At 59.4% G+C, this 24,365-nt stretch carries 22 protein-coding genes; 16 read left to right on the top strand and 6 right to left on the bottom strand.

Going from position 1 to position 24,365, the window contains the following annotated elements; translation table 11 throughout:
• Both rfbC and DLM45_RS00165 read left to right on the top strand, forming a co-directional pair.
• The gene (gene rfbC / locus DLM45_RS00170) at nt 1-567 is read left to right on the top strand and encodes a dTDP-4-dehydrorhamnose 3,5-epimerase (protein WP_181334996.1); all 567 of its coding nucleotides are present in this window, start codon (nt 1-3) and stop codon (nt 565-567) included.
• A 161-nt stretch (nt 568-728) separates the two neighbouring features.
• A complete protein-coding gene (locus DLM45_RS00165; protein WP_181334995.1) occupies nt 729-1,481 on the top strand; it encodes a DUF1194 domain-containing protein in 753 nt (250 codons plus the stop codon).
• Nucleotides 1,482-1,511: 30 nt separating this feature from the next.
• Here DLM45_RS00165 and DLM45_RS00160 read toward each other — a convergent pair whose 3' ends face one another.
• The 5 genes from DLM45_RS00160 to DLM45_RS00140 all read right to left on the bottom strand — a co-directional run bounded on the left by DLM45_RS00160 (nt 1,512) and on the right by DLM45_RS00140 (nt 6,520).
• The gene (locus DLM45_RS00160) at nt 1,512-1,712 is read right to left on the bottom strand and encodes a hypothetical protein (RefSeq protein WP_181334994.1); all 201 of its coding nucleotides are present in this window, start codon (nt 1,710-1,712) and stop codon (nt 1,512-1,514) included.
• A 129-nt stretch (nt 1,713-1,841) separates the two neighbouring features.
• Nucleotides 1,842-2,654, bottom strand: coding sequence for a formylmethanofuran dehydrogenase subunit C (locus tag DLM45_RS00155; RefSeq protein WP_181334993.1), 813 nt, complete (start codon nt 2,652-2,654; stop codon nt 1,842-1,844).
• The gene (gene fhcD, locus DLM45_RS00150; protein ID WP_181334992.1) at nt 2,654-3,556 is read right to left on the bottom strand and encodes a formylmethanofuran--tetrahydromethanopterin N-formyltransferase; all 903 of its coding nucleotides are present in this window, start codon (nt 3,554-3,556) and stop codon (nt 2,654-2,656) included. The genes DLM45_RS00155 and fhcD overlap by 1 nt, the downstream gene beginning before the upstream one ends.
• On the bottom strand, nt 3,553-5,217 hold the full coding sequence (locus DLM45_RS00145) for a formylmethanofuran dehydrogenase subunit A (RefSeq protein WP_181334991.1): 1,665 nt from the start codon (nt 5,215-5,217) through the stop codon (nt 3,553-3,555). The genes fhcD and DLM45_RS00145 overlap by 4 nt, the downstream gene beginning before the upstream one ends.
• Before the next feature lie 19 nt (nt 5,218-5,236).
• Nucleotides 5,237-6,520 (bottom strand): formylmethanofuran dehydrogenase, encoded by a 1,284-nt coding sequence (locus DLM45_RS00140; RefSeq protein ID WP_181334990.1) that lies wholly within the window; start codon nt 6,518-6,520, stop codon nt 5,237-5,239.
• A 229-nt stretch (nt 6,521-6,749) separates the two neighbouring features.
• Here DLM45_RS00140 and DLM45_RS00135 point away from each other — a divergent pair, with 229 nt between their 5' ends.
• The 4 genes from DLM45_RS00135 to DLM45_RS00120 all read left to right on the top strand — a co-directional run bounded on the left by DLM45_RS00135 (nt 6,750) and on the right by DLM45_RS00120 (nt 9,453).
• Nucleotides 6,750-7,283: an SRPBCC family protein gene (locus DLM45_RS00135; protein WP_181334989.1), complete on the top strand. Its 534-nt coding sequence runs from the start codon at nt 6,750-6,752 to the stop codon at nt 7,281-7,283.
• Entirely contained in the window at nt 7,280-8,233 is a 954-nt protein-coding gene (locus tag DLM45_RS00130) for a YVTN family beta-propeller repeat protein (RefSeq protein WP_181334988.1), read from the top strand. Before DLM45_RS00135 ends, DLM45_RS00130 begins: the two co-directional genes overlap by 4 nt.
• Before the next feature lie 168 nt (nt 8,234-8,401).
• On the top strand, nt 8,402-9,091 hold the full coding sequence (locus tag DLM45_RS00125) for a hypothetical protein (RefSeq protein WP_181334987.1): 690 nt from the start codon (nt 8,402-8,404) through the stop codon (nt 9,089-9,091).
• Nucleotides 9,088-9,453: a hypothetical protein gene (locus tag DLM45_RS00120; RefSeq protein WP_181334986.1), complete on the top strand. Its 366-nt coding sequence runs from the start codon at nt 9,088-9,090 to the stop codon at nt 9,451-9,453. Before DLM45_RS00125 ends, DLM45_RS00120 begins: the two co-directional genes overlap by 4 nt.
• A 140-nt stretch (nt 9,454-9,593) precedes the next feature.
• Here DLM45_RS00120 and DLM45_RS00115 read toward each other — a convergent pair whose 3' ends face one another.
• Entirely contained in the window at nt 9,594-10,550 is a 957-nt protein-coding gene (locus tag DLM45_RS00115; RefSeq protein WP_181334985.1) for a quinoprotein relay system zinc metallohydrolase 2, read from the bottom strand.
• A 449-nt stretch (nt 10,551-10,999) separates the two neighbouring features.
• Between DLM45_RS00115 and DLM45_RS00110 the strand changes: the two genes are divergently transcribed.
• The 10 genes from DLM45_RS00110 (at nt 11,000) to DLM45_RS00065 (ending at nt 24,312) form a co-directional block, all read left to right on the top strand.
• Nucleotides 11,000-12,820 (top strand): methanol/ethanol family PQQ-dependent dehydrogenase, encoded by a 1,821-nt coding sequence (locus tag DLM45_RS00110; protein WP_181334984.1) that lies wholly within the window; start codon nt 11,000-11,002, stop codon nt 12,818-12,820.
• Nucleotides 12,821-13,089: 269 nt separating this feature from the next.
• A complete protein-coding gene (locus tag DLM45_RS00105) occupies nt 13,090-13,725 on the top strand; it encodes a c-type cytochrome, methanol metabolism-related (RefSeq protein WP_181334983.1) in 636 nt (211 codons plus the stop codon).
• Nucleotides 13,726-13,887: 162 nt separating this feature from the next.
• Entirely contained in the window at nt 13,888-14,877 is a 990-nt protein-coding gene (locus DLM45_RS00100) for a substrate-binding domain-containing protein (protein ID WP_246317079.1), read from the top strand.
• A gap of 199 nt (nt 14,878-15,076) precedes the next feature.
• Entirely contained in the window at nt 15,077-15,589 is a 513-nt protein-coding gene (locus tag DLM45_RS00095) for a PQQ-dependent catabolism-associated CXXCW motif protein (protein WP_425485225.1), read from the top strand.
• Nucleotides 15,590-15,743: 154 nt separating this feature from the next.
• A complete protein-coding gene (locus DLM45_RS00090) occupies nt 15,744-17,576 on the top strand; it encodes a monovalent cation:proton antiporter-2 (CPA2) family protein (RefSeq protein ID WP_181334982.1) in 1,833 nt (610 codons plus the stop codon).
• A 162-nt stretch (nt 17,577-17,738) separates the two neighbouring features.
• Nucleotides 17,739-19,751 (top strand): transketolase, encoded by a 2,013-nt coding sequence (gene tkt, locus DLM45_RS00085; protein ID WP_181334981.1) that lies wholly within the window; start codon nt 17,739-17,741, stop codon nt 19,749-19,751.
• A gap of 40 nt (nt 19,752-19,791) precedes the next feature.
• Entirely contained in the window at nt 19,792-20,988 is a 1,197-nt protein-coding gene (locus DLM45_RS00080; protein ID WP_181334980.1) for a phosphoglycerate kinase, read from the top strand.
• Nucleotides 20,989-21,033: 45 nt separating this feature from the next.
• The gene (locus tag DLM45_RS00075; protein WP_181334979.1) at nt 21,034-21,831 is read left to right on the top strand and encodes a cytochrome c biogenesis CcdA family protein; all 798 of its coding nucleotides are present in this window, start codon (nt 21,034-21,036) and stop codon (nt 21,829-21,831) included.
• 50 nt (nt 21,832-21,881) lie between these two features.
• Nucleotides 21,882-22,667, top strand: coding sequence for a bifunctional hydroxymethylpyrimidine kinase/phosphomethylpyrimidine kinase (thiD, locus tag DLM45_RS00070; RefSeq protein WP_181338126.1), 786 nt, complete (start codon nt 21,882-21,884; stop codon nt 22,665-22,667).
• A 388-nt stretch (nt 22,668-23,055) separates the two neighbouring features.
• The gene (locus DLM45_RS00065; protein ID WP_181334978.1) at nt 23,056-24,312 is read left to right on the top strand and encodes an OmpP1/FadL family transporter; all 1,257 of its coding nucleotides are present in this window, start codon (nt 23,056-23,058) and stop codon (nt 24,310-24,312) included.
• Nucleotides 24,313-24,365 lie beyond the last annotated feature (53 nt).

Here is a 24,365-nt window from a genome sequence, read left to right as displayed (position 1 = left end):
ATGCTGATATCTCCGCTCGCAATACCGGGATTGCTCCTGATCGAACCGAAGCGCATTGCTGACAAGCGTGGCTTTTTCTCCGAAACATTTCGTGTCGACAAACTGGAGGCCGCAGTTGGATCGGGCACGCTTGTCCAGGAAAATCATTCCTATTCGAAAAAGAAGGGAACGGTCCGCGGCTTGCACTATCAGCGCCCACCGTATGCGCAGGGCAAACTCATTCGCGTGACGCGCGGCGCTATTCTCGACGTGGCGGTCGATGCCCGCCGCGGCTCGCCGACGTACGGACGCTTCAACGCCGTCGAACTTTCAGCCGATAACTGGCGGCAGCTTTGGGTGCCGCCGGAATTTCTGCACGGCTTCTGTACGTTGGTTGACGACGTTGAGGTTATCTACAAGACGACAGCGTATTACAACGCCGACAGCGAAGGCGGCATTCGCTGGAACGATCCGGAAATTGCAATCCCGTGGCCTGTAAGCGAGGCGGATGCGAAACTGTCGGGCAAGGATCGCATGACCCCGTTCTTTCGCGACATGCCGCCGATCTTCGAATTCCAATCGGCTTAGTCGATAGAACATATGCCGGGTCGAGCAATGGCCACTTGGCGGGCAAATACCGGTTTGCTAGGCTCAAGCTCAGCGGGCTGAAAAGCCCTGCGCGGCTAGGCAAACCGAGCCGCGCGATTGAAGGAGCATGGCATTTGCGAGCGGCGCTCGGCGCGTTGATAATGGCTGCCTCCCTATTTGCGGCGCCGCAAACGATGGCACAGGATACAGCGCCGGTTGATACCGCACTCGTGGTATCGGTCGATGTATCCAATTCCGTCGATGAGGCGCGCTACAAGCTTCAGATGGAAGGCATCGCCAAAGCGCTGGAAGATCCGGCGGTCATCGACGCGATGACGGGCGGCGGCGCTGGCGGAATTCTCTTTTCAATGGTGACTTGGGCCGACAAACCGGCGTTTGCGCTGCCCTGGATACGCATCGCAACCAAGGCCGATGCACTGGCAGCCGCACAACGCGTGCGCAATCTTCCGCATCAGGGTGGCGAGTTCACCTGCATGACGCGCATGCTGCGCTCGGTGAATGATAAGATCGTTCCGCAGATTCCAGCAAAGGCATCGCGGATCATTGTCGACGTGTCGGGCGATGGCCCGGACAATTGCAACGCTGACGAGCCGATCGAAGCGGTACGCGATGAACTCGTCAAGAACGGCGTCACGATCAACGGATTGCCGGTTCTTCTCGACACGCCGGAAATCGGCCCTCTGTTGGGCAAGGCTGAGCCGGGCGGGCCCCATCCGCTGGAAACCTGGTATCGTCAGCATGTGATGGCAGGTGCGGGCAGCTTCGTATTGCCAGCGCAGGGATACGGGGATTTCGAGCGCGCGATCCGTCAGAAGTTCGTGATTGAGGTCAGCGGCGTGGAAGCTCCCGCAAAGCACAAGCAAGCGGATATCGCACTCGGGCTGATACCCTGAAGCTCGCGTTTGGCGTGCTCGATCTTAAACTCAAATATCGTCTTCGCTCGCCGCGCCGCAGCGCCATTTCGTGATCTTCCAGCCCGGATGATCCTCGGTCCACTTCGCAAAGTAGGGCGGGGCGTCCGTCACGCAATGCAGCTGGTCGATCGCGGCATCGATCGAAATTTTATAGTCACGGCAAACCGCGGGCTGGCTCGACAGACAAGCGGAAAGGATGATCGCATACATGACCGAATGTATCCCTCGAAGACGTGAAGACCGCAGCGAGCAGCGCCGGACGGTCAATCAGTATACGTCTGGGGAACACCAATCGAAACGCTTCCGGTCCCGCCAGATGACGCAGAGGACCGGTCGCGATCACGATGCCGGCAGAAGAATTTCACCCCGTCCGATCGTTGCGAGATCGCCGCCAATCTTCTGAACGAACAATGGCATAGGCTTCGGCGCCAGATCACCCAGAACTGATTTGAGGTAGCACGACAGAACGCGCGTGATCACGAGATCGTGTTTGCCGCAATCGGCGAACGTGGGAAGCAGTTCTTCGACGCTCGGCCCGATAAGCGTGCCGCGCCGCATCATAAGACCCGGACGCGGGCCGATGCCGCCCTCGGCCCAGATCGTGCCGCCGATCATCCGCGAGCCTGCGCCTTCGCCCGTCTTGCCGCGAACAATGATCGTGCCGCGGCGCATCTTTTCGCCGACGCGCATGCCGACATTGCCTTCGATGACCGCAATGCCGCCGAGCATGCCGAAGCGATCACCGGGAATGAAGCCACCCGCGCTATTTCCAGCGTTGCCCGAGACATGGATGATGCCGCCGGTCATACCGGAGGCGAGGAAGTCTCCAGCGTTGCCGCGGATCTCGAGTTTACCGCCAGACATCCGGCGCGCCGTATAGGCACCCGTGTTGCCAACGATGCGCAGCGTGCCCGAGTCGAGTTCGCTGCCCGCATAATCGAGCTGCGCGCCTGAACCTTCGATCGTCAGTGTTTCGCCAGCGGATCCGCTGACGTCAAACGCATCACCGAGGGGCAAGCCAACCTTGTCGAAGCCGACATTGAGCCGCGCGATTTCGTGAGCCGAAAGCGCCGCGAGCCGTCCCGGCGTAATACCGGAAAGATTGATTCGCTCATTCGCGGGAGCCTTGAGCCGGAGCGTAAGGCCACTCATCAGATCAATTCCTTCAGGTGATAGTGATGTTGTCCGAGCTTGCCGCCGTAATTACCTGCGGTCACGCGGGTTACGCCGCGCTTTGCCCCTGTGTCGGTGATGGCTTTAAGTCCGGCGCGCATGGCGTCTGCGACAGCTTTTGACGTCAGGCCGTCGATAACGATTTCCAGAACGGCGAGCGTGTCCGGTCCGAGTTCGCTTTTGACGGTGCCGCGCAGCGTCGGACAGAACGCGTCGTTCGACGAGGCGAACATGCCCGCGTACTTCGCACCGACTTTACTGCCGGAGCGCACGATGCCGCCAGGGAAGGGCGTAATGACATCGTCGATCTTGGCGATGGCATCAACAGCGGCTTCTGCCGTCTCGAGCAGACCCGCGCGATCCTTTCCAACGATCAGCACGTTGCCGCCGCCGACCGCATCCGTGGTGACACCGGTTTCTTCTTCAACGACGAACTCGCCGTCCATGACCGGCACGCGCCAGTAGCGGCTGTCGCCAAGCTTCTTTGCGGTCTGAAAACCGTCGCCAAAAAAGCGCGGCGCCTTACCGAGGCCGATGGATTGCGCGGCTTTGAGGCCCGCATAGCAGGCGGAGCCGGGGCTGGTCAGCACGCACTGACCGATCCGGTTTCTGATCTGTGGAACAAGCGCATCAGGCGAAAATCCGAAGATCAGGATGCGAACACCCGGGCGTCCGTCCGGCGTCTCGTCCGGCGAAAGCTCGCGGTCGATGCCGCATTCTGCGCCGCAGCCGATGACCGAGGTGCCGAAGCCCGTCGCGACAGTTGCCGCGATGCGTGCCCATTTCATTGAGTCGGCAGTGATGATGATGCCCGTGCCGCTCATGCCGAAAGCTTCGGCGAAGGTATCGTCGATCTGAATGCCGTTGACGGTCGTGCTCATGCTACGCGCGCTCCGGTCGGCTGGATGATCAATGAGCCGCGGCCATCGTTTCGGATTTCATCGTCCGACACGCGGAAGTTCTCGAGGCGCATGGTGTTATAGGACTCAAAATAGCTGGAGAGCTGTTTTTCGATTTTTGCGTCGTAAGCCGGACGCGCAACGTGCGTCGCGCCGTTGACGACCTTGATGATCTTGCCGTTGCGCACGATGAGCTCACCATTCTTGAAGAGCAGCTCGGGTGTTGCAAACATCGCTTCGCGATCCGGATTGTCATCATAGACGGTGATGTCAGCGCACGCGCCAACACCCAGATGCCCGCGGTCTTTGAGGCCAAGGCTCCGCGCAGGACCGGCGCGCGTCATGATCGCGATCTCATACAGCGAATATTCGCGATCGAGCGAACCAAGCGACGAATATTTCAGCGCGTCCTGATTGATCATCTGCATCGCTTCCTGACGGAACGATTTATCCATCAGCAGCCGGATGAGGTGAGGGTAGCACGTGAACGGCCCGCCGTTCGGATGATCCGTCGTCAGGAACAAGCGCCACGGATCCTTGACGAGCAGGAACAGCTCAAGCCCGATGGCCCACTGCAGCGCGTTGACGAAGCTCTTGTCGCGATACTTGAACGGGATCACGCCGCAGCCAGCGTCGCATTCGATATCCATCACCACCCACTTCTTCGGAGTGGCGGACTTCGTATTGACGAACTGGCGCATAGAGTCGCCAGACGCTGTACACGTCTGTCCGAACATCACCTGCCCGACATCGATCGAGACGTTCTTGTTATCGTTGACAGCATCGGCAACACGAGCAGCGCCCGACGAGAACTTCATGTCCCCTTCGGTGTCGTAGCTGTGGAACTGGATGTGCGTCAGATGGATCGGCAGGCCTTCGGCACCGTTGATCGTCGCAAGCGTCGTCTCGACGCCGCCCGGAACGCCGAGGTTGCAGCCGTGAATATGGATCGGGTGAACAACCCCGAGTTCCTGCAGTCCGCGCGCCAGGTTGAGGATGATATCGCGCGGCGTAACCCCATAGAAGGTGTGCTTCTCATCGAGGTCGAGCTTGCGCTGATTGAACTTGAACGCGCTGATGCCGCCCGGATTGACGACTTTGACGGCCAGAGCCTGCGTCGCGTGCATCGTCCAGGCGATGTAATCCTTGATCGCGGAAAAGTCGGCTTTGCCCGCAAGCTGGCGCAGGAAGAAATCATCCGACCCGAGCATCGCAAACGCGCCCTTGTCGATGATTGCCGTATCCGCCAGTTCCATGTGCGCCTGGCGCGCGTTGGCTGGCAGCATGGCCGGTTCGAACGCGGCCGTGTAACCCATCTCGGCATAGCGATAACCGGCGGTCATCGTCGAGGGAATTGCGTGACCCACACCCGCGCGCGTGAGATCGGTGCGCGCGAACTCATTCCCGATATGATCTTCCGGCAGCATCATACGGGCGATTGTCATTTTACCGCCGCCGATATGCGAATGCGGATCGATGCCGCCCGCCATGATCACGCGGCCATGAACCGGATATTCGTGATCGATCTTGGCATCCGGTGAAGGCGTTACGATCCGCCCATCCTGAATGAAGATGTCACGGACCTCTCCGTCGACGCCGTTCGCTGGATCGTAGATTTTGCCGCCGGTGAGTTTAATGAGCATTCTTGATCTCGAATTTGAACTAAAGGGCGGCTTCGATCGAAGCTAGGACATCAGTCGCTGCGGGCAGCTTCGATTGTCTGAGCTTCTTGAGCGGTAACGATACGACGTTATCGACGCGAATGACGGAGCCGTGATGGTCGACACCGGGAGTGCCGACCGGAATGAAGACTTTAGGCGTCCGCGCGAGCTTGAGCCCTGGAACACCCAGGACGATCGTCGCCAAGTCGGTATCGGGTGGCGAAAGATCGTCGCCGAACGACGCCAGCCAAACGAGCAGGTCGCCTTCTTTGTTTTCGATCATGCGCTTCGCATTGTAGCGCTCGGTATCGAACTCCGGCTTGCCCGAAGCGAACGACACGCGCAGCGGATAACCTGACTGCCAGGCGCAAACCGAAGTTGCGGAAGGGATGCCCTCGGCGCCACCGAGCGAAAGCCCAGCGAACCGCGACGTGAGATTGAGATCTTTGATGAATTCGCAGATGGCTTGAACGGTCAGATCGCCAGCCGGAAAATCGAACTTGTTAGGATCCCACGCCATCACGCCGTAAGTCGACGATTTGCAGCGCGCCAGCAGATCTTCGACGGCCGCTCGCGGCAGTCCGCCAATCGTATCGCCGGAAACGGTCGCGCCTTTAGCGAGCGCGCGCATCGCATCGAGAATTTCACCGATGCGATCGATTTTGCACGGAAGCGTAATGACTTCGCCGATCCGACTGCCGGTTGCAGCCGATGTATCCAGGCTTTCGCCGAGGAAAATGACGGTGCGCTTCGGCGGCGTATCCGAGAACATCGATTCTTCGTTGCAAACGATGCGTTCGAAAAACCGCGGATGCAAACTGGGAACGTCGGCGCCAGCAATCACGAAGAGGTCTGCGCGGTTGCGCGCTTCCGTCAGCGATGTGTTCAGCCAGCCGCTCGACTGAAGCACACGAATGTTCCGGTAGGCGGCGTCGCTCAATGCGTGATCGATAACACCGCCGCCGCTTTCCGCCAGCGCCAGGATCGCACGCGTGCCTTGAACGTCGGTGCCAAGACCGCTGAAGATTGGAAGGCGGCTCCCGCGGATCAATTTCGCGGCTTCAGCCACCGCGGCTTCAAGCGAGCAATCCTTACCGTCGATCTGCGGACTGCGCTCGATCAGAGGCCGTTCAAAGCCCGCGACGGATTTGGCACAGCCATTCTTGAGAACCTTCAGCCCGTTGCCCGACGGCCCGATATCGAGATCGTCGCAAGCGATCCCGCAAAAAGGACAAGCAACATTCTCGTAGTGGTTCGCGCCGTTCCTCGGTTTTTCGGAATTCAAACTGCACCTCTTGAACCGCACTGGGCGTCGGCGGGATTCGATCAAAGCTTTGCGGAGGTAAATCAACTCTGAAGTTTGCGGTCAAGCGTGTCTAAGGAATGAGCAGACCTGCGACACAATTTGCCGTCTTTCCGATAGAAGCTCTGGGCGCGTAAGGTCCCGCCTCGGCCAACGCGCCGAAGCACACTCAAAATTTTTGATCAAAGACGTGAATCCCGGGAGAAATCGCATGTTAAGACATTTGGCGATCGCCACCGCAGCCCTTTTGAGCCTATTGCCCGTCGCCGCCTCGGCCCATGGTCCCTCGCGTCAGAAGGTCAGCGAGTCTATCGAGATAAACGCCCCGGCAGATAAAGTCTGGGCGGTTGTCGGAAATTTTCAGGACATGAGCTGGGTCCCAGCCGTCGCCAAGACCGAAGGTAAGGGCGGGAACGATGTTAACGCCACGCGCACCCTCACGCTGAAGAGCGGCGGCGTCATCGAGGAAACCCTCAATAAGTATGACGCTGCGAACCACACGTACGGTTACGAGATCACGAAGGTCGACGTGAAGGTTCTTCCGGTTAACGACTATTCGTCAAAGATCACCGTGACGGCCAATGGAGACAAGTCGACGTTGGAATGGCACGGCGCGTTCTATCGCGGCTTCATGAACAACGACCCGCCGCCGGAGCTGAGCGACGAAGCGTCGAAAAAGGCTGTGACGGATCTCTATAAGAGCACGCTCGAGGCCGTGAAGGCGAAAATCGAAGGCGGCAAGTGAGCAAACAAGCTTCGTTCCACCGTTCCTGGGCCTTCGCCGTTCTTACGTTCGGCGCAGTGTCCACGGCGGCGGCGGACGAGGCATTGACGACAAATCAGCCGGCCGACACGCTTTCCGTCGTCGATCTCAAAACGATGAAAGAAGTTTCGGTCATCAAAGTTGGCGGCAAGCCGGCCGGCATCGCACTGTCTCCAGACCGCAGCCTCGCTTACGTCACCGCGCCCGACAGCAAGGAACTGATCGAGGTTGACGCCGTCGCTCGCACCGTTAAGCGGCGACTGGCGCTGGGTGGCGCGCCTCTGGGTGTGGCCGCTCATCCCTCGAAACCCGAAGTCTACGTCGCGGACTGGTATGCCCACAAAGTATCGGTGATCGATGCGGAACGCATGGCCGTTGTGGCCGAAATTCCGGTCGGCAACTCGCCTTCGGGATTGGCGGTGACGCCCGATGGTCGCCTGCTGCTATCCGCCGACCGCGACAGCGATGCAGTTTCAATCATCGATATTGCTGGACGGAAGCAGATTGAATCCGTGAGCGTCGGCTCCCGCCCGTTCGGCATAACCATCGATACTGCCGGGCAGAAGGCGTACACCGCGAACGTCAAAAGCAATGACGTGACGGTGATCGATATCGCAGAACGGCGCGTTCTGGGCTCACTTCCGACGGGCAGGCGGCCCTATGCAGTCGCGCTGACCGGAAATCTCGGCTTCGTCACCGATCAGTACGGCGGAACCGTAACGGTCTTCGACCTGACGACGATCAAGGTCGTCAAAACAATCGATGCCTGCGATCACCCGGAAGGGATCGAGGCCGATCAGACCAGCGGAAACATCTACATTGCATGCTGGGGTGACAATCAGCTGATCCGGCTGGACCCCGAAACCTTGACGGTGGTCGGCAAAGCGAAGGTCGGCGATGGTCCGCGCGCCTTTGGCAAATTTCTTCGCTAGCTGACGTTACTGCCTTTTAAGTTTCAACCCGCCTGCCTATACGGCATTTTGGGGAAAAACCGGCAATTGCACGTCCGTTTCGTTTCAATATGTTTGCAACATTATCTAGCCATTGCCGGGCCGCCTCGCTAAAGCGGGAAATAATCCACCCTGGAAGGACCGCCTCACATGCCTAGCTTTATGCGCCGCGGCGCAAAACTAATTGCCCTGTTGCTCGTCTGTTCCGTGCCCGCCATTGCCGCCGAAAGCGTCCCGAGTGCAAAGGACGTCCTGTTTAACCGCGCGCACATTGCCGAAGTCGCCCCGGGTACGGTCCTCGATTACAAATTCGTCCGCAAACCATCCGACGAGAAGATGCTCGGTGCCGGGTTCTCAGACGACATCAAGGTGACAGTGGAGGGCGACGGCGCGCCGGGCAAAAAGAATGTGCGTGTGGACGTCTATTCCGGCGACCGGGCGCGCGAACCGCAACGCATCACCGACATGGATGGAAATCCGGTCCTCGTTGTCTTTCTCGACAACGCTGTCGCGCATTTTCGCCAGCTCGCCGGCGGTGACGGCGCCTATCTCAAGAACATGTTCAGCCAGTATCTCGGAACCGGCGCCACCGTCGCCCCAGTTAAAATCAGCTACAAGGGCCAGGACGTCGACGGCTATCAGATCAAGGCCATGCCTTATGAAAAAGACCCGGCCAAAACTCGGATGAACGGCTACGAGAACGCAGTTTTTACAATCGCTCTGTCGGACAAGATTCCCGGCTATTTCGCCGAGATGGTATCGACCTTCAAAAGCACCGACGCGACGGCGCCGTTCCTGATTGAGACGACCACCCTCGATGGCGTGGGAGCAGTGAAATGAAAACAACAATAAAAGCGCCGCTCGCGGCGATGGCCGCAGCCTTCGCCATCGCGCTGTGCCCCTCGATTGGCTCGGCAGACGATCTACCCGCCAACGATTACCCGACCGTGGCGCGTGCGGATTACGTCTATGCGTGCATGGCTGTGAACGGACAGACTCGTGACGTCTTGGAAAAGTGCTCCTGCTCGATCGATCAGATCGCAGCAACGCTGCCCTGGAAGGCCTACGAGGAAGCCGAGACATTGCTGTCCATCGGACTGAAAGGCGGCGAGAACGTCTCCTGGACGCACAATCCGCAGATGCAGGAGAAGGTCAAAACGATGCGCCGCGCGCAAGTCGAAGGCGAACTCCGCTGCTTCTGACGAGATAGGTCTCCGCGATCTCGTCTCGGTCGAGGCCGGGACGCAGATCGGCCTATTTGCGATCAAAAAATTGCGTACCACTTGCGCGCCGTTACGCGACGTTTGACGCTCCAGCTAGTCTCAATCGAGCCCTCTGCAACTCATTCCCATTCCAGCTCCGTGAAGGCAGCGGTGACGTTCATGCCGTTGTAGTCGCTGAAAAGCTTCCAGTTGCCTTTTTCTGATTGCCCCGCTGTCGCAAGGGCGTCTTCCAGAGATTTTCCAGCCTTCAACTGAGCACGAACGTCGGCGGCAATCGTTTCGAGATAATGCTGCTCCGGCTTGATCGCGTCGGGCCATGTAACCGATTTCGGTCCATGCCCCGGAACGGCCCGCACAGCAGGTTCCTGCATGAGGATTGGGATGAGCTTGAGCCATCCGACCAGTGATCCATCGAGCGATGGGACGTGCTCGCAAAAGAGCAGGTCGCCGGGAAAAAACGTCCCCGTCGTGGTGTCCAGAACAGTTAGATCATTGTCGGTGTGAGCCGTCGGGCGTGCCGTCAGCTTCAAGGTTCGTCCGCCGAGGTCGAGATCCAGCGTGTCCGCGACGGTGCGCGTCGGAAGCACGATTTTCGTTCCCTCGAACTCGGACTCGCTAAGGTTTTCGCGGGCGCGCCGCATGTAAGTGTCCGCACGAGCAGCAAGCGCCGCCGGCAGCTTGTGATGGCCGATGAACGTGACGTCCGCCCCTTCGAACGCCGCATTTCCGAGGACGTGATCCGGGTGCATGTGCGTGTTGATGACGTAGCGGACCGGTTTATCCGTAAGTCCTTTCAGGGCGGTCAGAAAATGCTTCCCGATCGCATACGAGCCGCCCGTATCGATGACCGCCACGGCGGTATCGCCGACCACGGCTGACATGTTCGAAATATCGCCCCCGTTATCGGCGTCCGGCAACGCGTATTCGCCGACGTGAACGAATACACCGGGTGCGATCTCCGACAGCGACTGAGCCGCCAAAGCGCCGCGGCGATTGCTGAGCAACGGGAGAGCGGCGGTCGCCGCAAGCCCACGTAGAACCGCCTGCCGGGTTAGTCTTATGCTGGAAATGGGCATTACTAATCGCCTCGTCGAATTGCCGAGTTATATATTGGTCTTCGGGAAACCCGCTTCTGACTCACAGATCTTCACGAAATCGCGAGAATTCGTGATCGACCTATCAAGAAATTTCCTAATCTTCCCAACTAGACGTGCAACGCACCATTTTTGCTGCACTGCGAATTATCCCTTTGTTTACTGGGGTTTTTTGGGTCAATGGCATTGCCCTATTTTGCCACGGTGGAGCAATCGTCGCACGATGTGTTGCAGACCCTAGAGAAAAGTGTCTACATGCGGCCTGTTCACGAGATACTACCGAGTTCATCACAGATCCGTGAGGGGCTCCTCATCTGGCAAGGCTAAGACGGGAAATAATCCCGCAAAGTCCTTCTGGTGTCGGGAAAAATCGGCAAGCCTCGGGTTCAACTTGCAAGCGTGGCAAGATTCTCAAAAATGGAGGAAGCGCAATGCGCAAGAGTGCATTCGCATGTGGTTTGCTCGCAACCGTCGCATTCTCGGCGCCCACCTGGGCGAACGAAGATGTGATCAAGTTGTCGAGTGATCCGAATAACTGGGCTATCCAGTCCGGCGACTACGCGGGTACGCGGTACTCGACACTCGATCAGATCACGACCGAAAACGTTGGCCAGCTCAAAGTGGCCTGGACGTTCTCGACTGGTGTTCTCCGTGGCCATGAAGGTGGACCGCTGGTCATCGGCGACACGATGTGGCTCCATTCGGCGTTCCCGAACATCGTATTCGCGCTGAACTTGGCAGATGAGCAGAAGATCATCTGGAAGTATGAACCGAAGCAGGATCCTTCAGTCATCCCCGTAATGTGCTGCGACACGGTCAACCGTGGCGTGCAGTACGCGGAAGGCAAGATCTTCCTCCATCAGGCTGATACCTCGCTCGTCGCGCTCGATGCCAAGACCGGTAAAGAGCTTTGGAAGGTCGTCAACGGCGACCCGAAGAAGGGCGAAACGGGTACGGGCGCTCCGCTCGTAGTCAACGACAAGGTTGTCATCGGTATTTCGGGCGCTGAATTCGGCGTTCGTTGCCATGTCACCGCTTACGACATCAACTCGGGCAAGAAAGCCTGGCGCGCCTACTCGATGGGTCCGGATTCTGACATCCTGGTCGATCCTGTAAAGACGACGTCGCTCGGCAAGCCGGTTGGCAAAGACTCGTCGCTCAAGACCTGGAACGGCGACCAGTGGAAGATCGGTGGCGGTTCGACGTGGGGCTACATGGCCTTCGATCCCGAACTCAACCTGATCTACTACGGCACGGGTAACCCCTCGACCTGGAACCCCGCTCAGCGCGCGGGACCGGATGGCAAGCAGATCGACCAGAAGTGGTCGATGACCATGTTTGCTCGTGATGTCGACACCGGCATCGCACGTTGGGCTTACCAGATGACGCCGTTCGACGAGTGGGACTATGACGGCATCAACGAGCCGATCCTGGCCGAACTCGACTTCGGTGGCACCAAGCGTAAGACGGCAACGCACTTCGACCGTAACGGCTTCGGTTACACCTGGGATCGCACGAACGGCGAACTTCTCGTCGCCGAAAAGTATGATCCGCAAGTGAACTGGGCGACGCACGTCGTCATGGACAAGAACGATCCGAAATATGGTCGTCCTCAGGTCGTGGCGAAGTACTCGACGTTCCTGAACGGACCGGACGTCAACACGAAGGGCGTCTGCCCTGCGGCTCTCGGCTCTAAGGATCAGCAGCCAGCTTCGTTCTCGAAGATGACAGGCTTGTTCTATGTTCCGACGAACCACGTGTGCATGGACTACGAACCCTTCAAGGTTTCGTACACAGCTGGCCAGCCCTACGTTGGCGCAACGCTGTCCATGTTCCCGGCTCCCGACAGCCACGGCGGTATGGGTAACTTCATCGCCTGGGACGGCGTGAAGGGTAAGATTGTCTGGTCGAAGCCCGAGCAGTTCTCGGTCTGGTCAGGCGCTCTGACAACCGCTGGCGGCGTCGCCTTCTACGGCACGCTTGAAGGCTACTTCAAAGCTGTCGACCAGAAGGACGGCAAGGAACTGTTCAAGTTCAAGACACCTTCGGGCATCATCGGCAACGCTATGACTTACACCCACGGTGGTAAGCAGTACGTTGCAGTGTTCTCGGGTGTTGGCGGCTGGGCCGGTATCGGTCTCGCAGCTGGCTTGACGAACCCGACCGATGGTCTCGGTGCTGTGGGTGGCTACGCTGGCCTCAAGCAGTACACCAACCTCGGTGGTTCGCTGACGGTCTTTGCACTGCCCTAGTGGATCTCTCTGAATAAGGGCCGGCGCGGGGAAACCTGCGCCGGCCTTTTGTGATGCATCGCTCGGCGGCGGCACTCACGCCCGGTTCAAATGCCTGGCCTGACAAATAACAATTACAAATAGGACAGGGATTTAAATCAGTCTTTCGCAGCATTGAGTTTATCGCTGCGGGCGATTATTGGATTAATAGAAATTGGAACTATAAAACCATCATAATGGTTTTCGATATATCCCAAGAAATTATCCGACAAGAAGAGAAGAGGACGCTCGTGAATAAGTTTGGTCGTGCATTCGCCGTAGCCCTGTTCGTATGCGCCGGCGCTGGCGCCGCTCTGAGTGAGCCCGCGGAAACGCCGAAGAAAGATGCACCGGCGGCAGCCGCTGCAGATCCTGCAGCAGAAGCGAAGCCAGGTTCTCGTAAGCCGGATGGCGACGCTGCTGTTCCGAACCCCGTCAGCGAACTCGCGAAGACGATGGACGGCGTAAAATGGGAAGATGGCCGTTATCGCAATAAGGATGGCGATCCTCAGCCGGTCGTAACAAAGGATTACATGGTCGATTGGGGCACGTGGAATGGCTTCCGCCGCTACCACGACGCATGCCACGTTTGCCACGGTCCGAACGCGCTGGGCAGCACGTTTGCACCCTCTCTCGCAGACTCGCTCAAGACGATGGACTACAACACGTTCATCGCAACAGTTTCGAGCGGCAAGCGTGAGAACCGCGGTGGTACCGAATTCGTGATGCCGGCCTTCGGTGAAGACCGCAACATCATGTGCTACATCGACGACATCTACACGTACATCAAAGCGCGTTCGCTCGGTGTCATGCCGGCAGGACGCCCCAACGGCCGCGAAGATATTTCGCCTGAGGCGCGCAAGTCGGCCGACGATTGCACTGGCTAATGATGCCGGTAAGTTGACATTGAAAGTTGGAAAGATAGGAGCCCGCGATCTAGGCGCGGACGTGGGCTCCTCCCATATTAAAATCGAAAGCAGATAAACTGCTTCCCACTCGCCAGCCATTGCTATCGTTGCGATCCGGCTGAGCAGAAAAGAAACAATAAAATGAGGTCGCCGCTCGTGAGGAAACAAGCGCTTCAGGAATTTCGCACAATTGGGCAGATGATCGCCTTGCTCGCAGCAGGCTCGATCTTCGCTTCGACAATTCCGGCGAAAGCCGCAGACGTTCCACGCGCCGATCTTGTAAGTCGCACTCAGCTGCGCGTCTGCGCCGACCCCGCAGATCTTCCCTTCTCGAACCAGAAAGGCGAGGGGTTCGAAAACAAGATTGCTGACATCATCGGCAGCGAATTGAAACTTCCCGTCGTCTATACGTGGTTTCCCAAAGCAACGGGCTTCATCCGTATGACGCTTGGCGCCAAGCGCTGCGATCTCGTCATAGGCTGGGGCCAGGGCGACGATCTCGTTCTTAATACAAATGCCATTTACCGCTCAACGTCGGCATTGATCTATAAGAAGGGTACGGGCCTCGACGGCGTCACGACACTCGCTGATCCCCGGCTCAAGGGCAAAAAAATCGGCGTCGTACAGGGATCTGCTGGCGGAAACTACGTCGCGAAACACGGTCTGATGGGCAATGTCCACGGATACCCGATGATGGTCGATCGCCGTTTTTCCAATCCGGCCGCCGACATGATGAATGACATCCGCTCAGGCGTTATCGATGTCGCCGTTGATTGGGGTCCAATTGCATCCTATTGGGCGTCGCGCGGCGGCGAACCACTCGTCGTTGTTCCGCTGCTGAATGAATCGGGAGCGGGCAAAATTGCGTTCCGCATTACGATGGGCGTCCGCAACGGCGATGACAATTGGAAGAGGCGTCTGAACGAAGTCATCAAGAAGCGGCAGGGCGATATCGACCAAGTGCTTCTCGACTTCGGCGTACCGCTGCTGGTTGACGACGACACCTCGATGGAGATGGTGACGAAGCCTCGCGGCCCTGTCACTGCGGCGGCTGCACCGTCCAGCGAACCGCCTGCTGCTGCAACACCGGAAAAGCCAGCCGAGGCCGCACCCACGCCCGCGCCCCACTAGGCGGAATCGCACTAGGTCTCTGTGCCCAGTTTCTTCGGCAAGCTTTTCGGAATAGGCTGGCCTGAGAAACAGCAGTCGGACTTTCTCCTTGAAGCCATTCGTTTCCCGCGCCCGCGATTTGAATCTCGTCGCGGCTCTCGTTGTGCTCCTCGGCCTCCTGGCTCAAGCGGCGAGCGTGCCGCCGTCGTTCGCTGCGGATATCGAACCCGCAGCCGCACCAGCAGGCGTGCGCGCAACTGTTCCCGAACCCGCCGACTACCGAACGGACGAATATCGTGGCCCCGTTCCGCAGACTCTCAAAGGGGCAACAGTCCTTTCCGACGCTGCCGCCATGAAGCTCTGGACTGCGAAATCCGCTGTTTTTATTGACGTCTACCCGCACCCGCCGAAACCGCCCAAACTGCCAGCGGGAACGCTCTGGCGCGAAACAACCCACGTATCGATCGACAACGCGATTTGGTTGCCGAACGTCGGTTACGGCGTGCTCTCTTCGACGTCTGACGCCTATTTTCGTCAGCATCTCGAAGCGCTGACCAAAGGCGACAAGAGCCGCGGTCTCGTCTTTTTCTGCCTTCGAGACTGCTGGATGAGCTGGAATGCGGCGAAGAGAGCGCTTAGCTACGGCTATACGAACGTCAATTGGTATCCTGACGGAACCGACGGCTGGCAGGAGATCGGCGGCTTCGTGACGGAGCTTCACGCTCAGCCGTGAGGACTTTCTAAATTGACGCAGGTTCTTCCCTGGTCGCGGCCTCAAATCGGCCTATAGGACCTAATTTCTGTCCGGGACCCGCAGCGGCGCTGCCATATATTTGGAGCCGTAGGTCGCTGCCTCGAACGCCATTTTGCGTAGCCATGGGGGATGCTTGACACTCAACGACCTCGCCATCCTCCTGGCCGCGCTGGCTTTGGCCGCTCCTCTCGCGCGCTGGCTCGGCATTGCCGCGGTGCTCGGTTACCTGGTGGCGGGCGTCCTGCTGGGACCGCTCGGCGCAGGCGCGCTTTTCACAGAGCAAGACGCCGAACAGGTTCTTCACTTCGCCGAATTTGGCGTCGTCCTCCTGCTGTTTCTCATTGGCCTCGAACTGCGCCCGAAGCGCCTGTGGGCGATGCGGCAGGCCATTTTCGGCCTCGGTACGGCGCAGGTCACACTGACATCGATCGCGCTTGGAGCCATCGGCATCGTCGTCTTCGGCAGTCAGTGGCAACCCGCGCTTTTTGCGGCGGCGGCTCTTGCTCTTTCCTCGACGGCCTTCGCGCTTCAGGTGATGGAGGAGAACGGCGAACTGCAGACCCGCCACGGGCGGCTCGGCTTCTCGGTGTTGCTGTTTCAGGATCTTGCGGCCATCCCGCTGATTGCGCTCGCTCCTTATTTTGCTGTGACCGCAGCGCATGAAGCGCTCAAGATAGACTATCTGGCGCTTGGCAAAGGCTTAGCGACGATCGTCGCCGTCATCGTAATCGGACGTTATGTGCTCGACTTCCTGTTGCGCGTCGTTGCCTTGTCGAAGGTCAAGGAGGCCATGACGGCTGCGGCGCTGCTGACCGTGGTCGGCATCGCGCTCATCATGGAGTCGGTCGGGCTATCCCCGTCGCTCGGCGCGTTTATCGCCGGAGCGCTCCTCGCGGAAAGCAGCTACCGGCACGAGCTTGAAGCCGACATCGCGCCATTCGAAGGCCTGCTGCTCGGCATCTTCTTCACCGCCATCGGCATGTCGCTGAACCTTCGGCTGATCGCGTCCGAACCGGCGCTGATCATAACGCTGACGGCGACGCTGATCGCCGTGAAAGCAGGAATTCTGTATGCGCTCGGCCGCTGGCAAGGACTTGAAGCAAGGCCGTCGCGTCGCCTCGCATTCGCGCTATCGCAAGGCGGCGAATTTGCATTCGTGCTTTTGTCCGTTGGGCGCGCGGCGGGCGTTCTCGGCACGAGGCCGTCGGAAATCCTGGCCGTCGTCGTCACTCTATCGATGGCGCTCACACTGATCCTGCTGATGCTGGATCGCCTGCTTTCCAAGACGGCGTTACCTCAGCGCGCGTTCGATAGGCCGCCCGAGAAAGATGGCCACGTCGTCATCGCTGGCTTCGGCCGCTTCGGCCAGATCGTTGCCCGCGTTCTGCGCGCGAAGGGCGTGCCGTTCACCGCGCTCGATATCAGCGCTGAGCAGATTGAATTCGTGAGCCGCTTCGGTGCGACGGCCTTCTTCGGCGACGCCAGTCGGACGGAGGTTCTGGAGGCAGCTCAGATCGGACGTGCGCGCGCGTTCGTGCTCGCGATCGATGATGTCGAAGCCGCGATGCGAGCCGCGGCGATCGTCAAAGCCAATTACCCGAATGTTCCGATCTACGCCCGCGCACGCGACCGTCTTCACGCGTTACGCCTTCTCGATCTCGGCGTCACCGGAATACGGCGAGAGACGTTTCTCGCCTCCCTCGATCTCACGCGCGAACTGCTGGTGGGCCTTGGCTATTCCGAACGCGTCGCCCAACGGGCGGTTCAGACATTCCGCAACCACGACGAGCGGCGCTTGAACGAGGACTACAAGCACGCCTCTGACGCCGAAAAGCTGGCCGAGCGTGCGCGATCCTCCCAGGCCATGTTGGAAAAACTCTTCCGAGACGACGAGATCGAGGAGGCGAAATTGGCGCAGGCGGAAAAAAGCCAGCGCGACGGCACAGCTAAGCCGGAGCGGCTCTGACGGCGGCCGTGACACTTCGTCTGAAGCACGAGTCTTGGAAATGCTCAACATTGACCGGACGCGTCGGGGTCTGCGGTAGACGGCCCCCCGTTACCCCGGTAAATGTCCGGCAACCCGATGAGCCGCGCCACAGGGCGCCGAAAGACTGGATCCGACACGACCATGAGCAAAGCCCAGACCAAGGCTGTGAGCACCCCGGAACCGAGCACCAGAGCTTTGGCGAATGCCATCCGCGCTCTCGCCATGGACGCCGTGCAGGCCGCCAACTCGGGACACCCGGGAATGCCGATGGGCATGGCGGACGTGGCAACGGTCCTCTTTAACGATGCTCTCCGTTTCGATCCGACCGATCCCGCGTGGCCCAATCGCGATCGCTTCGTCCTGTCGGCCGGTCATGGTTCCGCGCTGCTTTACGCGCTGCTTCATCTCACCGGCTATCCCGGCGTCACGATCGAAGAAATCAAGAACTTTCGCCAGCTCGGCTCGAAGACGGCGGGCCATCCGGAATATGGACACGCGCCCGGCATCGAAACGACGACCGGTCCGCTCGGCCAGGGTCTTGCCAATGCGGTCGGCATGGCAATCTCCGAGAAGCTTTTGGCCGCGCGCGTCGGCAGCGACCTGATTGACTATCACACCTACGTCATCGCGGGCGACGGATGCCTGATGGAGGGTATCAGTCAGGAGGCAATCTCGCTCGCCGGCCATTTGAAGCTCGGCAAGCTCATCGTGCTTTGGGATGACAACTCGATCTCGATCGACGGCGCGACGAACCTTTCAGTCTCCGACAACGAAGCAAAGCGTTTCGAGGCCTCAGGCTGGAATACGCTGAGCGTCGATGGACACAATCCGCAAGCGATTGCAGCAGCGATTGCAAAAGCAAAGGCAGATACATCGCGCCCGTGGCTGATCGCATGCAAGACGGTCATCGGATTTGGTTCGCCGAACAAAGCGGGCAAATCGTCCGCTCACGGCGAACCGCTTGGCCCGGATGAGATCAAAGCGGCCCGCGAGCAGCTCGAGTGGCCGTATCAGTCGTTCGATATTCCCGATCACATTCTTGGCGCGTGGCGCGCAATCGGCGCGCGCGGCTCAAAAGTTCACGGCGAATGGAAAAAGCGTTTCGACGCCGCCAATTCGGATGCGAAAGCATTGATCTCCGGACGCGCCGTAGAAGATGCGGCAGCGGAAGCAATCGCCGCTGCGAAAACCGCATTCGCCGCCGACACCGCGAAACGCGCAACCCGCGTCTGGTCTCAGTTGACGCTTGAGCATCTCGTTCCGAAGGTGCCGGAGCTGATCGGCGGCTCGGCCGATTTGACGGGCTCGAACGGCACCAAGACGAAGCATCACACGTCAATCACGCCCGACGATTTTGCAGGCAACTACCTCCATTACGGCGTTCGCGAGCATGGCATGGCCGCCGCGATGAACGGCTTGGCGCTGTCGGGTTCGTTTATTCCCTATGGCGGTACGTTCCTCGTATTCACGGACTATTGCCGGCCGTCGATCCGCCTCTCGGCGCTGATGAACCAGCGCGTCGTTTACGTCATGACGCATGACTCGATCGGCCTCGGAGAAGATGGCCCGACGCATCAGCCGGTCGAGCATTTGAGTGCGCTCCGCACCATTCCGAACGTGCTCGTTTTCCGTCCAGCCGACGCAATCGAAACAGCGGAATGCTGGGAGCTTGCGATCAAGTCGAAGACCGCGCCGTCGGTGTTGGCCTTGTCGCGTCAAGCGGTGCCGAACCTTCGCGCAGACGGTGCTGAGAACAAGTGCGCCAAGGGCGCTTATGTCCTGAAGGCACCCCAAGGAAAACGTGACGTCACGCTGCTGGCAACCGGTTCCGAAGTTGGCTTGGCGATCGAAGCCGCCGCCAAATTGGCGGAGGAGGGGATTGCGGCCGCAGTCGTCTCGATGCCGTCGTTTGAATTGTTCCGTACGCAGCCTGACGCCTATCGCGATGAGGTGTTGGGTTCAGCGCCGCGCGTCGCTGTTGAAGCGGGCGTCGCCCAGCCGTGGCACGAATGGCTGGACAAGTCCGACACCTTCGTTGGCATGCACGGATTTGGCGCCTCAGCCCCCGCGCCGAAGCTTTATGAGCACTTTGGCATCACCGCAGCGCATGTCGCAGAAGCCGCGCGTCGACTCGTCAAGTCGAAGCCCGCCTAATCCGCGATAACGTCCGTCTTTTGCCTTACAGGTGCACCGAATGAACCTCGATAAATTGAAGACGACGGACGCCCTTGACGTCACAGGCAAGCGCGTGCTGGTGCGCGCCGATCTCAATGTGCCGGTTAGAGACGGAAAGGTGACGGACGCAACGCGCCTCGAACGCGTCGTGCCCGGCATTCGCGCGCTTGCGGAACGCGGTGCAAAGGTGATCGTCATCTCGCACTTCGGACGGCCGAAAGGACCGGACGCCGAACTATCCCTTCGGCCCATCGCAGCCGCACTAGAGACCGCGCTGGGACGCCCAGTGGCCTTTGCTGCCGATTGCATCGGAGAGGAAGCATCAAACGTCGTTGGCGCATTGGCGAACGGCGGCGTAGCGCTGCTTGAAAATCTTCGGTTCCATAAGGGCGAAGAAAAGAACGATCCCGCATTTGCCTCCGAGCTTGCCAAACAAGGCGATATCTTCGTTGGCGACGCATTTTCGTGCGCACATCGAGCACACGCCTCGACAGAAGGCATCACGCATCATCTTCCGTCCTATGCAGGCCCGCTGCTGATGGAAGAGATCAATGCGCTGCGCACTGCGTTGGAGAAGCCGCAACGCCCGACCGCTGCAGTCGTCGGCGGCGCCAAGGTTTCAACGAAGATCCCTGTGCTGACGAATTTGGTCGCGAAAGTCGATCGCCTGATCATCGGCGGCGGCATGGCCAACACATTCCTGCAGGCGAACGGAACGGCCGTCGGTAAATCGTTGGCCGAGCCCGATTTCCAAAAGACCGCGCGCGAGATCATGGCGGAAGCCAAGGCAAAAGGATGCGAGATCGTTCTGCCGGTCGATGCGGTTATCGCGCGAGAGTTCAAGGAAGGCGCAGCGAGTGAAGTCGTTGCAATCGACCAGGTCCCGGCAGATGCAATGATCCTCGATGTCGGTCCCAAATCCGTCGCGGAATTGACGGCGTTGCTCGCATCAACCCACACGTTGCTTTGGAATGGTCCGCTTGGCGCGTTTGAAATCGCTCCGTTCGGTGAGGGTACTTTTACGCTTGCGCGCGCGGCCGCTAATTTGACTAAATCCGGAAAGCTCGTATCGGTAGCAGGCGGCGGAGATACGGTCGCAGCGTTGAACGCGGCGAATGTCACCGACGAATTCACCTATGTCTCGACTGCTGGCGGGGCGTTTCTCGAATGGCTCGAAGGCCGCGATTTGCCGGGTGTGTCGGCTCTCGCGCGCTGATGCCGGCATTGGGGACACGTTGGTCCCAGAAAGTGACGTGATCGAATGTTTGCGGACGCGCACATCTACATCGGTGTTGCTCTTGCAGGCTTGGCAAGTTTCCTCTCGCCTTGCGTTCTTCCGTTGGTACCGCCGTATCTCGGCTATATCGGCGGCACGACACTGGATCAGCTCACCGGCGAAGACGAGATCGATCGGCGCGTCTGGGCGCGCGTCGTAACAGCGTCGATTGTTTTCGTATTGGGCTTCACGACCGTGTTCGTGGCGCTTGGTGCAGGCGCCAGCACCATCGGTCAGGTGCTTCTCACCTACAAATCCTTGCTCGGCACCGTCGCAGGCGTCGTCATCGTTCTGTTCGGCTTGCACTTCCTCGGCATTTTGCGCATCCCGCTGCTCTACAGCGAAGCGCGATACGCGACAGCGCGTGAAGACGCGAGCCTCTTTGGCGCCTATGTCATGGGTTTGGCATTCGCCTTCGGATGGACACCCTGCATCGGCCCCGTTCTCGCAACGGTGCTGACAGTGGCGGCAAGCGAATCCAGTCTGTGGTCGGGAGTTCGCCTGCTGCTCGCTTACTCGCTCGGGCTCGGCATCCCGTTCGTTCTTGCAGCCATCGCCATCCGGCCATTTCTCGGATTCATGAAGCGCTTCAAGAAGTACTTCGGACTGTTCGAAAAGGTAATGGGCGCGCTGCTTGTCGTCACGGGATTGCTCTTCGTATTCGGTGCGCAGAACTGGTTTGGCCAATGGATGCTTGAAAACTTCCCCGGTCTTGCAGCAATTGAAACAATGCTGACGCCCGCTGATCTCGGTAGCGAAATTCTGAAGCAGGGCACGCAGTAATCAACCGATCGAGAGATCCTCGAGTGAGCGCCGCCACGCCCCCGATTGCAATGACCATTGCGGGCTCCGATCCGTCGGGCGGCGCGGGCATTCAAGCCGATCTCAAAACGTTCTCCGCGTTCGGCGTTTACGGGGCCTCTGTCATCACGGCGTTGACGGCGCAGAATACCCGCGGCGTCACCGGCATCTTCTCCATTCCGGTCGAATTCATCGCGGATCAGTTTCACGCTGTCGTCTCTGACCTCAGCGTCTCCGCGATAAAGACCGGCATGCTCGGGGATGCCGCGACGGTTGAAGCGGTCGCCCGTTTGCTCGGCGAAAAGCCGGGACTTCCTGTTATCGTCGATCCCGTGATGGTCGCGACCAGCGGAGACGTCCTGCTGCCTCCATCGGCGGTCGAAGCGGTCCGCACCGTTCTGATCCCCCGCGCCACGCTTATCACACCGAATATTCCCGAGGCGGCGACGCTGCTGGGCTGCTCACCCGCGACGTCCACCGAGGAGATGCGCGAGCAGGCTGAAAAGCTCATGCAACTCGGATGCGCCGCGATTTTGCTGAAGGGCGGGCACGCCATCGGAGACGAGGCCATCGACGTCTTTTTCGACGGCTCCGATCACCACATTCTAACCCGGCCAAGGGTCGAAACGTCGAACACCCACGGCACGGGTTGCACGCTGTCTGCGGCGATTGCCGCTGGCATCGCCATGGGGCGAGAGCCATACGACGCTGTCTCGGATGCGAAATCCTTCGTCTGGAACGCACTTGTTTCCGGAGCAGAACGGAAAATCGGCCACGGGCACGGCCCCCTCGATCATCACTTCGCTTCACGGAAATGACGCAAATCCGACTTGCGCGCGCATATTGCGGCGCATACGGACGAGATCTGTTGCGAGGGCGCATCTGCAGCACCACGACGTTGGGGAGCAAACGTTTCCGTGCTTGCGGGCGGCATGCGACTTTGGCACTGTGCGCGCGGCTCCGGCACACGCGCCGGTAAACATCTCCGGGGGGAGCGCCAAGCTCGATTTTGTGAAAAGCCGAGCTTGGCAAAAACCGGTCCGCTACGGCGGGCCGGTTTTTTGTTGCCAATCGAGCACACGCTTTCTCTAACTTGCTGTAAGTGCATGTTAGCTGTTCGAAATTAGCGTGGAGACAAGCCTCTGCCGACGTATTGTGGCAGAATCGGCGAGGTGCAGAGGCGGCACCGACGGGGGCAGATCTACGATGCGAATTCAGATGCGCGCGGCGGGGCTTACGCAATTGGTCGGCGCAAGCGTAATAGCGCTCAGCGCGGCAGCGCCTTCGGCGATGGCTGGCGGCTTTGATATCCAGCAGCAGTCTACCGTGTTCATGGGCTCGTCATCGGCCGGTAACGCCGCGGGCGGCAGCATCGGCTCGATGTTCTGGAACCCGGCCGCAACGGCACAGTACTCCGGCCTCAACACGGAATCCTCTTACATCCTGGTCCTCCCGTCGGGCGATGTGCACGTCAATTCGCCGACCGTTTTTGGTCGCGACAGCGGCGAGATCGGCATCGATGCGGTGACGAGCTCAAGCTACGGCACTTATCAGTTTTCCAAGGATCTCTGGCTGGGCATGGCGATTAACGCGCCGTTCGGCCTTGCAACAAAGCCAAGCGACACGACCTACGCGGGGTCCGTTCTCGGCCAGACGACCAAACTGACGACCGTCAACGCCAATCCCACCATTGCCTATCGGATCGCCCCTGGCATCACCATCGGTGCGGGCATCCAGATCGAATGGGCGCGCGCGAAACTGCGCTTTGACGAAGTCGGCGGCGGTTTCGGCAATGCCCAGTTCAAGGGCGACGACTGGGCCTTCGGCGCAACGGCCGGCATCATGCTGGAACCGGCGCGCGGCACGACGATTGGCCTCGGCTATCGTTCGCGCATGAGCCATGATTTTGATGGCAATCTGGATCAGCCGATCGTAGGGCGCGCAAGCGCTGTTGGTTCGATCGATCTCCCTGACATCGTTACGCTGAGCTTGCGGCAGGAAATCACGCCGACGATGCGCCTGTTGGGATCGGTTCAGTGGTCGAACTGGAGCCGCTTCGAACAATTGACGCTCACCAGCCCTGGTTTGGCGCCGATTGGTGGTGCGCTTGTTGTTCCGGCAAACTGGAACGATGGCTGGATGTTCGCCATCGGCGGCGAATACGACTATTCGCCATTCCTGACGCTGCGCACGGGTGTTTCCTACGAAATCTCACCGGCGGATTCGCCTGAGAAGCGCATGACGAATATCCCGGACGCGGATCGGGTCTGGCTGAGCGTCGGCGCCAGCTATCAGTGGTCGGATTCGATCACTGTGGACGTAGCCTACAGCCATATCTTCGTCGCGGACGAGTCGTTCTCACGCTCTCCAGCGTCGCCATTTGCTATCGACCAAGGGCCAATCACCGGCACGATCGAAGGCTCGGCGGACTTGCTGTCGGTCGGTCTGCGCACGCGCTGGTAGACGGATGCAGCAGCGCGTTCGCGGGCGGTTCGCCGCCTGCATGAATGCGCAAT

The organism is Hyphomicrobium methylovorum (assembly GCF_013626205.1).
GTDB classification, from domain to species: domain Bacteria; phylum Pseudomonadota; class Alphaproteobacteria; order Rhizobiales; family Hyphomicrobiaceae; genus Hyphomicrobium_B; species Hyphomicrobium_B methylovorum.
The sequence above is the reverse complement of the archived record's forward strand: the minus strand, read 5'-3'. Positions and strand labels throughout refer to the sequence as shown.